The 14,642-nt window shown below is 37.0% G+C and carries 8 protein-coding genes; 6 read left to right on the top strand and 2 right to left on the bottom strand.

The genetic code is table 11. From position 1 onward, the window contains the following. Nucleotides 1-298: 298 nt before the first annotated feature. Entirely contained in the window at nt 299-1,237 is a 939-nt protein-coding gene (locus IGJ90_RS09750) for a hypothetical protein (RefSeq protein ID WP_002367007.1), read from the top strand. 618 nt (nt 1,238-1,855) lie between these two features. Here the strand turns inward: IGJ90_RS09750 and IGJ90_RS09745 are convergent. Both IGJ90_RS09745 and IGJ90_RS09740 read right to left on the bottom strand, forming a co-directional pair. After that, nucleotides 1,856-2,458 carry a YczE/YyaS/YitT family protein gene (locus IGJ90_RS09745; RefSeq protein WP_002389010.1) on the bottom strand — a complete coding sequence of 201 codons (603 nt, stop codon included), beginning with the start codon at nt 2,456-2,458 and terminating at the stop codon, nt 1,856-1,858. Between the two features lie 38 nt (nt 2,459-2,496). Then, nucleotides 2,497-3,276, bottom strand: coding sequence for an SDR family oxidoreductase (locus tag IGJ90_RS09740; RefSeq protein ID WP_002359767.1), 780 nt, complete (start codon nt 3,274-3,276; stop codon nt 2,497-2,499). Nucleotides 3,277-3,691: 415 nt separating this feature from the next. Here IGJ90_RS09740 and rseP point away from each other — a divergent pair, with 415 nt between their 5' ends. From rseP to IGJ90_RS09715, 5 genes are all read left to right on the top strand, one after another. Beyond that, a complete protein-coding gene (gene rseP, locus IGJ90_RS09735) occupies nt 3,692-4,960 on the top strand; it encodes an RIP metalloprotease RseP (protein ID WP_002362168.1) in 1,269 nt (422 codons plus the stop codon). A 71-nt stretch (nt 4,961-5,031) separates the two neighbouring features. Further along, nucleotides 5,032-6,750 carry a proline--tRNA ligase gene (locus IGJ90_RS09730; RefSeq protein ID WP_002359769.1) on the top strand — a complete coding sequence of 573 codons (1,719 nt, stop codon included), beginning with the start codon at nt 5,032-5,034 and terminating at the stop codon, nt 6,748-6,750. 250 nt (nt 6,751-7,000) lie between these two features. After that, nucleotides 7,001-11,356, top strand: coding sequence for a PolC-type DNA polymerase III (locus IGJ90_RS09725; protein ID WP_438768046.1), 4,356 nt, complete (start codon nt 7,001-7,003; stop codon nt 11,354-11,356). A 210-nt stretch (nt 11,357-11,566) separates the two neighbouring features. Beyond that, nucleotides 11,567-13,024, top strand: a complete 1,458-nt coding sequence (locus IGJ90_RS09720) for an amino acid permease (RefSeq protein ID WP_002356790.1) — start codon at nt 11,567-11,569, stop codon at nt 13,022-13,024. 217 nt (nt 13,025-13,241) lie between these two features. Continuing rightward, complete coding sequence (locus IGJ90_RS09715) at nt 13,242-14,618, top strand: hypothetical protein (RefSeq protein WP_010826587.1); 1,377 nt, start codon at nt 13,242-13,244, stop codon at nt 14,616-14,618. Nucleotides 14,619-14,642: the final 24 nt, after the last annotated feature.

Genomic DNA, 14,642 nt, shown 5'->3' with positions numbered 1-14,642 from the left:
TTACAATCTATATAAAAGAATGAGGCACAATATATAGTGTTATAGATTTGACTGTATAAATACATTGTGATATTATCAAGTAATAGAAAAAAGGGCATAGATTGCAGTCTATCCCCGTGGTTGATATTAGTTAAACTAGTTGCAGACACAACACAAAAATCAATTACCTAACTAAAATGTTGACTCTTAGAAGTTTACCAAATGTTTTTGAAAATGTAAAGCTTTTTTGCTTAGAGTATCCAAAACTAGAATTAATTTCGACCTTTTCTATAAAATATTATAGATAGGGAATGATGTAATGGTAAAATTTAGTCAAGCTTTGTATTCAAAGGATGGTGAATCTAGATTTATCGAAGTTAAAAGGATTCCGCATCAAAATAATTATGATGATTTCGTGAACCACTTGTTTTGTCCAGATGAAAATTGTGATGCGAAATTAATTTATGTTAGAACTCGTGAAGGCGGTTACTTGAAAAAACCGCAAGGTTTTGAACATAATGAAGAGTGTGATTATGCTGATGACTCAATTAGGGTTGTCCCTGAAACTGTATATATTGAGATTAATGGAAATATATCAGATGATGGTATTTCTCGTAGAAATAAAAACATGGGTAAAAAGCTAAGAGATTTTTTAAATCCTCCAGAGGAAAAAAAAGTAGCTAAGTCAGATAAGAAAAAGACTACTAGGTCTAAAAAGGATTCAGATGATCCTAACTCCAAAGATGTCAAGACAGGGGTTAGAATAAAGTATGATCCCAATAGTATAGTAAGTAAAGAAAAATTAGATCAAAATGGTACAAAAACAAGAGAACCAGCGTTTATATCGGTTCTTCTTCACCAAATATCAGAGAGAGATTCCAATAAGAATCTGTCGACTGTTGGCTTAATTAAAAATGTAGTTCTTAACAAAGAACAATCATCTGCTTCTATACAAGTTGTGTTTGAAAATGTTAAAGCAACTATTTATCTACCACAAGCTTTTTTTAGTAATTCTATACGTGGACTATCTAAAGAACAACTTTTTGAATATGTTGAAATGTTGGGGAAATATATAAGGACAAATCCTGATAGTCTATATATAAACACCATGTGTCAGACTCATAAGATAGATATAGAAAATTTAGCTCTGTATGTGTATGACCCAGACTTTCCAAGTTTTATACTTGCTTCTAATACTAATAGAGAATTTAGAAGTTTAAGTGTGTTGGCTTCTATGATATCTACAAATGCAATTTAAACGAAATTTAATTGTGAGGAGAGAGGCTTTAATGTTTCTCTTCTTTGTTTCAATAATATGCCTTAAATTGGTAAATATATAAATACTTATGTATAAATGGGAAAACATTTCTGCCTGACAATGATATGAGATTTTTGAAAGCTTGAGAAGATCATGTTACATTTTTGTTCAGGTAATGGTTACTATTATAAATAAACATTGAAAATACCAAGAAAAATGTAACTGATTTTATTGAAGAAAATTGCGAATAAAAAAGCTGAATTTTTTAACAAAACAGCTTTTTAAATTGCTCCCAATAACATATCTAAATTGACCAGATTTTTCCCATCCTAATTTGATAATCATTGATAAATATTGAGTCTCTAAACTACTATAAGAACTCTTAAAAACTTGGTTTGATAGTTAATGACACTGGTTGAGAAGTCGATTCCAATATGGAAGGGTCTGTCGGCTAGTTTTTCACTCTACCAACAAAATAATCAACCAAAATAACAACGGAAAGCCAAACAAGAAACACACTAATCATGCTTCTTCAAAGAAAGTACAAATAAAAAAGCGATGACTCGAGAAGAAAATCTCTATGAAGTCATCGCTTTTTCTTATATTTTAGTTAAAAAATTATTTTACTAAAGGTTGAAGTAACTTGTTCCAAAAACTAATAAGTGGGCCAGCACCAAATGCACAAATAATTGTACCAATCCCAATTGGACCACCAGCAATAAAGCCAATTAATAGGACCAACAAATCTTGTGCTTTTCGAACAGAAGCGTAAGGTTTGTTGATTTGTTGACAGATGGTTGGCGCAATCGCATCATAGGGGGATTCGCCTTGATCTGTAGCCATGTATAAGGCGCAGCCAAATGTAAAAATCAGGACTCCGACGAATAAAGAAAGTAGTTTGCCAATTGTTGAGCCTCCTAAACTATTGGCGTAAGGTTGAAGCCAAGTAGAAATCTGTTGAATCAAAATTCCTACTAAAAGCATATTTAAAATAGTTCCCAGACCAATGGCTTTTTTGTTTTTTAAATAGACATAGAATAAAATAAACGCATTGACAATAATTTGAAAAATGCCTAATTGCATACCAAACATCGAAGAAAGTCCGATATTCATAGCAGTGAAAGGATCAACTCCTAAACCTGCCACTCTTAAAGTGGATGCGCCAATCCCGATAATAACTAAACCAATTAAAATTAAAAGAACATTTTTGACTAGTTTCATGGTAAGCCTCCTGAATAGATTTTGTTGCAGACTACTTTTTAACCAGCTCCGTGTTGGAACGAAGGGTATAGAGACATCCCGCCATCTACAAAGAGTGTTGTTCCGGTTACGTATGAGGATTCATCAGAAGCTAACCAAGCGGCCGCAGCAGCTACTTGATTGGGTTTACCAATAATGCCCATAGGAACCATGCTCGTTGTTTGTTTTAACTGTTCGGGATCGGAAAATTTTTCAGCATTAATAGGTGTGTTAATCGCTCCAGGTGCAATACAGTTGGCACGAATACCATATTCCGCATATTCCAAAGCGATTGTTTTCGTGAACATTTCGGTTGCACCTTTACTTGCCGCATAGTGAGCGAACGTTGGCCAAGGAATTCTTTGGTGAACGGAGGACATATTAATGATTGACCCTTTGATTTTTTGATCTCTAAATATTCGGAGTGCTTCTCTAGAACCCAAAAAGACACCGTTTAAATTGACATCAATGACACGTTGCCATTCTTTTAATGGCATATCAATTGTCGGAAAAGAAGCCTCCACACCGGCGTTATTTACCCAAATGTCAACATGACCAAACTCTTTTAAAGCGGTTTCAGCTAACGCTTTAATATCCTCTTCATTAGAGACATCAGCCTTCACGAATTTTACGCGGTCTGCGTGCTTGGCTTGAACATCTTCAAATTCTTTAGGCAGCTCACCGACATAGTCAGCAACAACATTCATGCCCTCTAAGATATAACGCAGAGTAATAAATAATCCTAAACCCGTAGCTGCACCAGTGACAACGGCCACTTTACCATGTAATTCTCCATACATTGATTCATTCCCCCTAAAATTACTATTAATACTTTCATGGTAGCACATGTCAATCAGCGTGTTGATAAAATACGACAAACTGTCGGAAAAGTTTATGGTCTAAAGTTAGCTACTATTGTTGAAGGTCTTTAAAAAAATACTGGTCGTAGTAATCAATTCCTCTCATTTATAGAGTTTTCTAAAAAAACACAAAATATCCAGACGAAGTGGTCAAGTCCAATGGTTATTTATGAGTGAATATGCTAAAATAAAACTTGTCTTACATAAGGAAAGATTTGTTCACTAACAGTGGCGACTGTTCTCAGTAAACAGTTGCACTGGTTTATCGGGAAGGGAACAGAGCAAGTTTTACGAGACTTTCCCATGTAATAATAAAAAGCACTGAACGTCAGTGAATGAAGGAAGAAGGACATCTATGAAAACAATTATCACATTCATTATTGTCTTCGGTATTCTTGTCCTCGTACATGAATTTGGCCACTTTTATTTTGCAAAACGAGCGGGTATTTTAGTTCGTGAGTTTGCAATCGGAATGGGACCAAAGATTTTTGCGCATCGTGGAAAAGATGGCACCACTTATACGATTCGCTTATTGCCGATTGGTGGCTATGTGCGAATGGCTGGGATGGGCGAAGACATGACAGAAATCACACCAGGTATGCCTCTATCTGTTGAGTTAAATGCCGTGGGTAATGTGGTTAAAATTAATACAAGTAAAAAAGTACAATTACCTCATAGTATTCCGATGGAAGTCGTTGATTTTGATCTTGAAAAAGAATTATTCATCAAGGGCTATGTCAATGGAAACGAGGAAGAAGAAACCGTTTATAAAGTTGACCATGATGCAACGATTATTGAAAGTGATGGGACCGAGGTGCGGATTGCGCCACTTGACGTTCAATTTCAATCAGCGAAATTATCGCAACGCATTTTGACGAACTTTGCGGGACCCATGAATAACTTTATCTTAGGGTTTATTCTGTTTACGTTAGCGGTCTTTCTACAAGGAGGCGTCACTGATTTAAACACGAACCAAATTGGACAAGTGATTCCTAATGGCCCAGCCGCAGAAGCTGGGTTGAAAGAAAACGATAAAGTCTTATCGATTAATAATCAAAAAATCAAAAAATACGAAGATTTTACAACTATTGTGCAGAAGAACCCCGAAAAGCCGTTGACGTTCGTAGTTGAGCGTAACGGCAAAGAAGAGCAACTAACAGTGACACCAGAAAAACAAAAAGTGGAAAAACAAACGATTGGTAAAGTCGGTGTTTATCCTTATATGAAAACCGATTTACCGTCAAAATTGATGGGCGGTATTCAGGATACTTTGAATAGTACGACACAGATTTTTAAAGCACTTGGCTCACTATTCACCGGTTTTAGCTTAAACAAACTAGGTGGGCCAGTCATGATGTTTAAATTATCGGAAGAAGCATCCAATGCTGGAGTAAGTACAGTTGTATTCTTAATGGCCATGTTGTCAATGAACTTAGGGATTATTAATTTGTTGCCGATCCCAGCTTTAGATGGCGGGAAAATTGTCTTAAACATTATTGAAGGTGTACGTGGAAAACCAATTAGTCCTGAAAAAGAAGGCATCATTACGTTAATTGGCTTTGGGTTTGTCATGGTGTTAATGGTGTTAGTTACTTGGAACGATATTCAACGCTTTTTCTTTTAAGGAGAAAGCTTAAGTAAAAAAGTGTGTAAAGAAATCAAAAATAGTTGATTTTAAAATAGAGGAGAGTTTTAATGAAACAGTCAAAAATGTTAATTCCAACGTTAAGAGAAGTACCAAATGATGCAGAAGTCTTAAGTCATCAAATTCTGTTGCGCGCAGGCTATATTCGTCAAGTCGCTGCAGGGATTTATTCTTATTTACCTTTAGCCAATCGTGTTTTAGAAAAATTAAAAACGATTATGCGAGAAGAATTTGAGAAAATTGATGCAGTTGAAATGTTAATGCCTGCGTTATTACCCGCAGAACTTTGGAAAGAATCAGGCCGTTATGAAACTTATGGACCTAACTTGTATCGCTTAAAAGATCGCAATGATCGTGACTATATCTTAGGCCCAACGCATGAAGAAACCTTCACAGAATTAATTCGTGATGAAATCAATTCTTACAAACGATTACCTTTGAATTTATACCAAATTCAAACAAAATATCGTGATGAAAAACGCCCACGTTCTGGCTTATTAAGAGGCCGTGAATTTATCATGAAAGATGGCTATTCTTTCCATGCCGATGAAGCTAGTTTAGATCAATCATACCGTGATTACGAAAAAGCTTACTCACGCATTTTTGAACGCTGTGGACTAGAATTCCGTGCCATTATTGGGGACGGTGGTGCCATGGGTGGTAAAGATTCTAAAGAATTTATGGCGATTTCTGAAATTGGGGAAGATACTATTTGTTATTCAACAGAAAGTGATTATGCTGCCAATTTAGAAATGGCAACAAGTCTTTATACGCCGAAAAAATCACATGAAACACAATTAGATTTAGAAAAAATTGCAACACCAGAAGTGGGTACAATTGCCGAAGTGGCAAACTTCTTTGAAGTTGAGCCACAACGAATTATTAAATCAGTACTATTTATTGCCGATGAAGAGCCAGTAATGGTCTTGGTTCGTGGCGATCATGATGTCAATGATGTCAAATTGAAAAACTTCTTAGGCGCTGATTTCTTAGATGAAGCAACAGAAGAAGATGCTCGCCGTGTCTTAGGAGCGGGCTTTGGTTCAATTGGTCCAGTCAATGTTTCTGAAGATGTTAAAATTTATGCAGATTTAGCTGTTCAAGATTTAGCCAACGCCATTGTTGGAGCTAACGAAGACGGCTATCATTTGACAAATGTAAATCCAGATCGTGATTTCCAACCAATTAGTTACGAAGATTTACGCTTTGTTCAAGAAGGCGATCCTTCTCCTGATGGCAATGGTGTCTTAGCCTTTACCAAAGGAATCGAAATTGGTCATATCTTCAAATTAGGAACGCGTTACAGTGATGCTATGGGCGCAACAGTTTTAGATGAAAACGGTCGTGAAAAATCAGTGATCATGGGTTGCTATGGCATCGGCGTTAGTCGTTTACTTTCAGCAATCGTTGAACAAAATGCAGACGAGCGTGGTATTAATTGGCCAACAGGAATTGCGCCATTTGATTTACACGTGGTCCAAATGAATGTGAAAGATGAGTACCAAACAAAACTATCACAAGAAGTTGAAGCAATGATGACCGAAGCGGGCTACGAAGTATTAGTTGATGACCGCAACGAGCGCGCAGGCGTAAAATTTGCTGATGCTGATTTAATTGGTTGTCCAATCCGTATCACAGTCGGGAAAAAAGCAGTCGATGGTGTGGTAGAAGTCAAAATCAAACGTACTGGTGAAATGTTGGAAGTACGCAAAGAAGAATTAGAAAGTACACTTTCTATTTTGATGAACACAACATCAGAAGTGGAATAATAATGAAAAGGGCGGACAGAATGATTAGGATAAACTGTTTCCGCCACTTATCAGCGTTTAAGCTTGAAGCAAAAATCTAAAGTGATTTTTGCTTCAAGCTCTTCTTAGCTCTTTTTAGAAAAGAAACAAGATTGTTTTTTTACAAAAAACGAGTATACTTAATAGAGAAGCGAATGCAGAGAAACCGAAAAAAGGCACTTGACAGATTTGTCTGAGGGCCTTTTTTCAATGATAGAAGGAGGTTCATTTTGTGACAGAAAAAGCACGCGATTTATTTGATAAACTGATGACGCAAATTCAGTTAGATGACACAGCGAAAGAACATCCCTTAATTCAAAATGGCCGGATTGACAAGGTCATTGTTCACCAACAAAGTCGCTTATGGGAATTTCATTTAAGTTTTGATGAATTGATGCCAGTGATGCTATATCAAACATTTATGCAACAATTGGAACTAGCTTTTCAACAAATTGCGCAGGTTTCCGTTCAAATAACCACAAATCAGACAACATTTACAGAGGAACAATTAACGGATTATTGGCAGTTGGCCTTGTTAAATAGTCAATGTAATACACCGTTAGTTCAGAAAGTCTTAAAAACACAGACACCACAATTTGAAGATCGGAAAATTATCTTACCTGTTGATAATGAAGCAGTTATTCCTTATTTGAAGCAACAATATTTACCAATTATTGAGGAACTTTATTTCTCTTACGGGTTTCCTAAATTTCATATTGAACCAAAAATGGATCAACAGCAAGCTGCAGAAGTGTTGAAAAAGTTTGAAGAGCAAAAATTAGAACAAGCCGCAGCCTTTCAACAACAAGCTGCTGAATCGCTTGTTAAACATGAACAAATGAAAAAAGAAAAACAACAACAAGCGCCTGCGTTTGATGGTCCAATTCGTTTAGGGCGGAATATTCCCAATGATGAACCCATTATGCCAATGGGAAATATACTGGAAGAAGAACGTCGGATAACGATTGAAGGCTTTATTTTTGATAAAGAAGTGCGTGAATTGCGTTCTAAACGAAAAATTTTAATTTTGAAAATAACTGATTATACTTCCTCTTTCGTGGTGAAGAAATTTTCGAATGGGGAAAAAGATGAACAAGTTTTTGATGCGATTCAACCGCAAAGTTGGATTCGTGTTCGTGGTAGTGTACAAGAAGATACCTTCATGCGTGATTTAGTCATGAATGCCCAAGATTTGATGGAAGTCGCCCATGCGCCAAGAAAAGACTACGCGCCAGAAGGTGAAAAACGTGTAGAATTACACATGCATAGTAACATGAGTACAATGGATGCGACCAATAAAGTCGGTGACTTGGTGGCGCAAGCGGGGAAATGGGGTCACAAGGCCATCGCAATTACGGATCATGGCGGCGCCCAAGCGTTTCCTGATGCCCATGCTGCAGGTAAAAAAGCAGGCGTTAAAATTTTATACGGCGTGGAAGCCAATATTGTTGATGATGGTGTACCTATTGCTTACAACGAGGAACATATTGAATTAACAGATGCTACCTATGTGGTCTTTGACGTGGAAACAACGGGGCTTTCCGCTGTTTATGATACCATTATTGAATTGGCCGCTGTCAAAATGCACAAAGGAAATGTCATTGAGACATTTGAGCAATTTATTGATCCTGGCCATCCATTATCTCAAACAACGATCAATTTAACTGGGATTACAGATGAAATGGTGCGCGGTTCAAAATCCGAAGAAGAAGTTTTACGCATGTTTAAAGAGTTTTCAGAAGGAACTATTTTAGTGGCCCACAACGCTTCTTTTGATATGGGGTTCTTAAATACAAGTTATGGCAAACATGGAATACCTGAAGCGGCTAATCCCGTCATCGATACATTAGAATTATCCAGATTCTTGTATCCACATTTCAAAAGCCATCGTCTAAATACCTTATCGAAAAAATTTGGCGTCAACTTAGAACAACATCACCGCGCCATCTATGACTCGGAATCAACAGGTCATTTGTGCTGGATTTTCTTAAAAGAAGCGAAAGAGAATCATGATATGCATTTCCATGATGATTTGAATCGTCATATTGGCGAAGGAGATTCATACAAACGAGCTCGACCTTTCCATGCAACGATTTTAGCAACAACTCAAGCAGGATTAAAAAATCTTTTTAAATTGATTTCCATGTCCAATGTAGATTATTTTTTCCGAGTACCACGGATTCCTCGTTCGCAATTATCGAAGTTAAGAGAAGGGCTTTTAATCGGTTCTGCATGTTCAAACGGCGAAATTTTTGAAGCAATGATGCAAAAAGGTGTCGAAGAAGCAAAAAATCGTGCCAAATTCTACGATTATATTGAAGTTATGCCCAAACCAGTTTACGCGCCATTAATTGAACAAGAATTGGTGAAAAATGAAGCAGATTTGGAAGAAATTATTAGTAATCTGGTGAAAATCGGTGACGAACTTGGCAAGCTGGTTGTCGCCACTGGAAATGTTCATTATTTAAATGAAGAAGATGCCATCTATCGGAAAATTTTAGTCGGGTCTATGGGTGGCGCTAATCCGTTAAATCGCCATAGTTTACCAAAGGTTCATTTCCGAACCACCGATGAAATGTTAACGGAATTCCAATTTTTAGGACAAGACGTCGCTAAGCGAATTGTGGTAGAAAATCCCAACAAAGTCGCTGATTTATGTGAAGAAGTTATTCCAGTAAAAGACGATTTGTATACGCCGAAAATTCCTGGGTCTGAACAAGAAATCACTGATTTAAGCTACAATCGTGCGCGCGAATTGTATGGCGATCCTTTACCAGAAATTGTCGAAAAACGGTTAGAAAAGGAACTGAATTCGATTAACGGAAATGGTTTCTCGGTCATTTATTTAATTTCTCAAAAACTGGTGCATAAAAGTAATGAAGATGGCTATTTAGTTGGTTCACGGGGCTCTGTAGGTTCGAGTTTTGTTGCGACAATGACAGGGATTACTGAAGTAAATCCTTTAGCGCCACATTATTATTGTCCTGAGTGTCAATATTCTGAGTTCTATGAAGATGGTTCCTATGGTTCAGGGTTTGATATGCCTGAAAAAGCCTGTCCAAAATGTGGCGCTCGATTGTTTAAAGATGGTCACGATATTCCTTTTGAAACGTTCTTAGGGTTCCATGGCGACAAAGTTCCCGATATCGATTTGAACTTTTCTGGCGATTATCAAGCCGAAGCCCATAACTACACGAAAGTTCTTTTTGGTGAAGAATATGTTTACCGGGCAGGAACCATTGGTACAGTAGCCGACAAAACAGCGTATGGCTTTGTTAAAGGATATGAAAGAGATCATAATTTACATTTGCGCGGCGCTGAAATTGATCGCTTAGCCAAAGGTTCAACAGGGGTTAAACGGACGACTGGGCAGCATCCCGGCGGTATTATTGTAATTCCTGATTACATGGATGTTTATGACTTTACGCCAATTCAATACCCTGCTGATGATCAAGAGGCAGAATGGAAAACGACGCACTTTGATTTCCATTCCATTCACGATAATATTTTAAAACTTGATATTCTGGGACATGATGATCCAACCGTGATTCGGATGTTACAAGATTTATCTGGGATTGAGCCAAAAACCATCCCAACAGACGATCCAGAAGTGATGCGTATTTTTGAAGGACCTGAGGTTCTAGGTGTGGATGCAGAGCAAATTTATTCTAAAACAGGAACGTTAGGAATTCCTGAATTTGGAACACGTTTCGTTCGAGGTATGTTAGAACAGACCCATCCATCAACTTTTGCAGAATTACTTCAAATTTCTGGACTGTCTCACGGAACCGATGTGTGGCTAGGGAATGCAGAAGAATTGATTCGCCGTGGCGAAGCCAATCTTGCTGAAGTAATTGGTTGTCGGGATGATATCATGGTTTATTTAATTCATGCTGGTTTGGACAGTGGGATGGCCTTTAAGATTATGGAAACGGTACGTAAAGGACAATGGAATAAGATTCCTGATGAACTACGGGATACGTATTTAAATGCGATGAAAGAAAACAACGTCCCTGACTGGTATATTGATTCTTGTTCTAAAATTAAATATATGTTCCCGAAAGCCCATGCGGCAGCATACGTATTAATGGCGTTGCGGGTCGCTTACTTTAAAGTTTATTTCCCAATCTTATATTACTGTGCGTTTTTCTCCGTTCGGGCGGATGACTTCGACTTAGTGGCAATGTCACAAGGGAAAGAAGCTGTGAAAGCACGAATGAAAGAAATTACGGACAAAGGGATGGACGCCTCCACTAAAGAGAAAAACTTATTAACGGTTTTAGAATTATGTAATGAAATGCTGGAACGGGGCTATAAATTTGGCATGATTGATTTGTACAAATCAGATGCTGGAAATTTTGTGATTGAAGGGGATACCTTGATTGCACCTTTCCGAGCAGTGCCAAGTTTAGGACTCAACGTAGCGAAAGCCATTGTCGCTGCACGAGAAGAGCAACCGTTCTTGTCGAAAGAAGATTTGGCAACACGAGGTAAAGTTTCTAAAACGTTAATTGAATACATGAATGAAAATGGTGTCTTAAAAGACTTGCCAGATGAAAACCAATTATCATTATTTGATATGTTATAAAAGAAAAATCTCTTAGAAAAAGGCCGGTGAAGCAACTTATTCACCGGCCTTTTTTAGTCGTCAAATAAATTAGAAAATCATTGCTAGAAGCGTTTTAATTACTTATTAAAAAGCCATCTTTATTTAATTATGTTGAGCTTGTGCATAAAAAGTAAAATGCTTATGATAAATGAAGAGCTTTATTTTTTTAATAAGAAAGGAATTGGTTATATGGACAAAAAGCAATTACGATGGTTCACCGTCGGGTTAATTGCCTTTAACATGGTCTGGGGTCTTGGAAATGTTGTGAATAATTATGCACAACAAGGGATTTCAGTGGTCACTTCATGGCTTTTGATTTTAGTTTTATATTTTATTCCCTATGCGTTAATCGTAGGACAGTTAGGTTCAACATTTAAAGACAGTAATGGTGGGGTTAGTTCGTGGGTGCAAAATACCAGTACTAAACGTCTAGCCTATTATGCAGCATGGACTTATTGGGTAGTGCACATTCCTTACTTGGCACAAAAACCACAAGCAATTTTAATTGCCTTAGGTTGGGCAGTTCAAGGGAATGGAAACTTAGTCAATACGATGCCAATCGTAACGGTATCATTTATTTCATTAATAATTTTCTTGGTTTTCTTGTTATTATCAACAAAAGGGTTAACCACCTTAAAAGTTATTGGTGGTTTAGCTGGAACCGCCATGTTTGTGATGTCTATTTTATTTATTTTATTAGCGGTAGGCGCACCATTTATTAATTCAACGGTTGAATTTGCGACGCCAAACATGTCACAAGTCAGCACTTACATTCCTAAATTTGACTTTAGTTATTTTACAACCGTATCGATGTTAGTTTTTGCGGTAGGTGGCGCTGAAAAAATTTCTCCTTACGTAAATGCAACTAAAAATCCAGCCAAAGAGTTCCCTAAAGGAATGATTTTCCTAGCGGCAATGGTTGGTTTATCGGCTGTTTTAGGTTCATTTGCAATGGGAATGTTATTCTCAAGTGACAATATTCCTAAAGATTTAATGGCAAATGGTGCCTACAGTGCCTTCCAAAAATTAGGCGCATATTATGGTGTCGGTAATCTCTTAATGATTGTTTATGCTTTGACGAATACAGTGGGTCAAGTGGCTGCGTTAGCCTTTTCAATTGATGCTCCACTGAAAATTCTTTTAGCTGAAGCAGATCCAGAATTTGTTCCAAGTTGGTTACGTAAACGTACGAAAAAAGGTACGTTAATTAATGGTTACTTATTAACAGGTATTTTAGTAAGTATTATTATCGCTTTACCGATGTTTGGGTTGAAGGACATGAACGAAGTGGTTAAATGGCTAACTAACTTAAATTCTGTAGTTATGCCAATGCGTTACTTGTGGGTCTTCTTTGCCTATATGCTTCTAAACAAAGCATACAAACAATTTAATTCAGAATATAAATTTGTTAAAAATCCTAAAATTGGTTTTGTGTTTGGTCTTTGGTGTTTCCTATTTACAGCCTTTGCTTGTATCCTAGGAATGGTGCCTAAATTTGAGTATGCCTCAGACCCTCAAGGCTGGTTGTTCCAATTAGCTTCTAACATTGTGACACCAATCGTCTTAATTCTATTAGGAATGATTTTACCAGCAATTGCACGTCGCGAGAAAAAAGACACGATTTTGCCAATTGATTCAGCAGAATAATTGGTTGCATGTTTCAAGGATAAAATAGTCAGTTTAAGTATTTTGCGTGAGATAAATGGTCAATAGGACTGTTTGTCTCACGTTTTTTTCTGTCGATTTTTCTCTAAAATTTCTATTGTCTCTTAAAAATATGAGAAAATCAGAAGAATTTCTCCTGTATACTAAAGGTATCTATCATTAAAAATGGTTATTAACGGAGAAAAAGGAAGTGAATCTCATGACTAAAACACTTGAAACACAACCAGAAGAGAAAACGGTCTTTCTTTGTAAAGAAACGAATCCAGATTTTTTAGGACGAGAAATTTATGCGGATAATGTTGAAACACCGTATAATTTTTACTTAATTCGCAAGCTTTATTTAGCGAAAGAGTACCAAAATTTAGCAGAAGGGGAACAATTTTTTGAGGCTTTATGTGAAAGTTGGGATGAATCAGAACAGTTTGAAGAGTTAATTGTTAAAAAGATTTATGTCTATGTTGAAACGGAGTTAATGTACTACACTATTTATTTTGGAAGCTTTGAGCCGACCACTCGTGACTTACGATTCGCACTAAAACAATGGATGTACGAAATACCGACAACTAAAAATAAAAAAACAGTCCGTACGAATGAAACCAATGTGCAAGTAGTGCCGCAAGAAAATCAAATAACGGAATTAGCTGGTGAAATTGCTGTCTTACGTGAAATGTTGACACTTTTAAAAGAAAATTTAGCCTCCTTGAATGAAGCCGTTAATCAAACGAGAAATCCCGTCATTTCTAGACAAATAAAAACGATCCATTTGAAAAGAGCTTCTCCTGTGATAACCGCAGAACAGGCATCGCTGAAAGTATCAGAGGATGCTAATCTGAAACAACCAGACGTCAATCTCTCGCCTGATAATCGGGAAAATCAAGAAGTTGAAACAACTGTAGCAACAAGTGAAGCAGAGCTTCCTGTTAACAAACCAGCGCTTGAAGAACCAGCGAAAGAACCAGTGCTATCTGAACCAGCGCCATTTAAAGAAGCGCTGCCAGAAAAAAAACAAGAAAACCAACAGAGTACCGCGGCAAAACCTTTATTTACTTTTCTACAAGAAACAGAAAAAAGCTCGCTAAATTCAGTGAATGAGTCTGTCAAAAAAGAAGAGGAGCAGAAGCCAGAAAAAGAAGCTGCCTCTATGGAAAGTGAAGAAGAAAGTTCATCAAGTCGGACAATTCCTGCAGACTTTCAACGACAATTGGACGAATTAGAAGAGGAAATTTATCGTCGCTTTATGAGTCGCCAATTAGAGGATACTGATGGAAATCAAGCAGTACCGAAAATAACGATTGAAAAAAGACAGTTAGAAGCACAAATGATTGAAGCAAAAGCATTCTCACAATCATTTAAACAAGTTCAAAAGAAAAAAGCAGGAGACGTGCGAATTTGCAATCAGTTAAGTTGTATGAAATTAGAAAAAGGATTAGATAAATTTTTAGATGAAGTTACAGAATATGTTGAAAAGCGGACACTATTTAATAAAAAGGTTCGTTGTCCGCTCCCAGTAATCAGAGAATTGGAAGGCTATGGGCAATTAAACCAGTATATGCAGAAAATCCTTGACTGTTATTAATCGTTTATTTAGGAGAAGGTAAGA

It is taken from the genome of Enterococcus sp. AZ129, from assembly GCF_051714505.1.
Classification (GTDB): Bacteria; Bacillota; Bacilli; order Lactobacillales; family Enterococcaceae; genus Enterococcus; species Enterococcus faecalis.
The sequence above is the reverse complement of the archived record's forward strand: the minus strand, read 5'-3'. Positions and strand labels throughout refer to the sequence as shown.

What these genes read in the sequence shown, in the direction of transcription:
- IGJ90_RS09715 (WP_010826587.1), top strand. Translation starts at nt 13,242, where the DNA reads ATGACTAAAACACTTGAAACACAACCAGAAGAGAAAACGGTCTTTCTT.
- IGJ90_RS09730 (WP_002359769.1), top strand. Translation starts at nt 5,032, where the DNA reads ATGAAACAGTCAAAAATGTTAATTCCAACGTTAAGAGAAGTACCAAAT.
- IGJ90_RS09745 (WP_002389010.1), bottom strand. Translation starts at nt 2,458, where the DNA reads ATGAAACTAGTCAAAAATGTTCTTTTAATTTTAATTGGTTTAGTTATT.
- IGJ90_RS09750 (WP_002367007.1), top strand. Translation starts at nt 299, where the DNA reads ATGGTAAAATTTAGTCAAGCTTTGTATTCAAAGGATGGTGAATCTAGA.
- IGJ90_RS09720 (WP_002356790.1), top strand. Translation starts at nt 11,567, where the DNA reads ATGGACAAAAAGCAATTACGATGGTTCACCGTCGGGTTAATTGCCTTT.
- rseP (WP_002362168.1), top strand. Translation starts at nt 3,692, where the DNA reads ATGAAAACAATTATCACATTCATTATTGTCTTCGGTATTCTTGTCCTC.
- IGJ90_RS09740 (WP_002359767.1), bottom strand. Translation starts at nt 3,276, where the DNA reads ATGTATGGAGAATTACATGGTAAAGTGGCCGTTGTCACTGGTGCAGCT.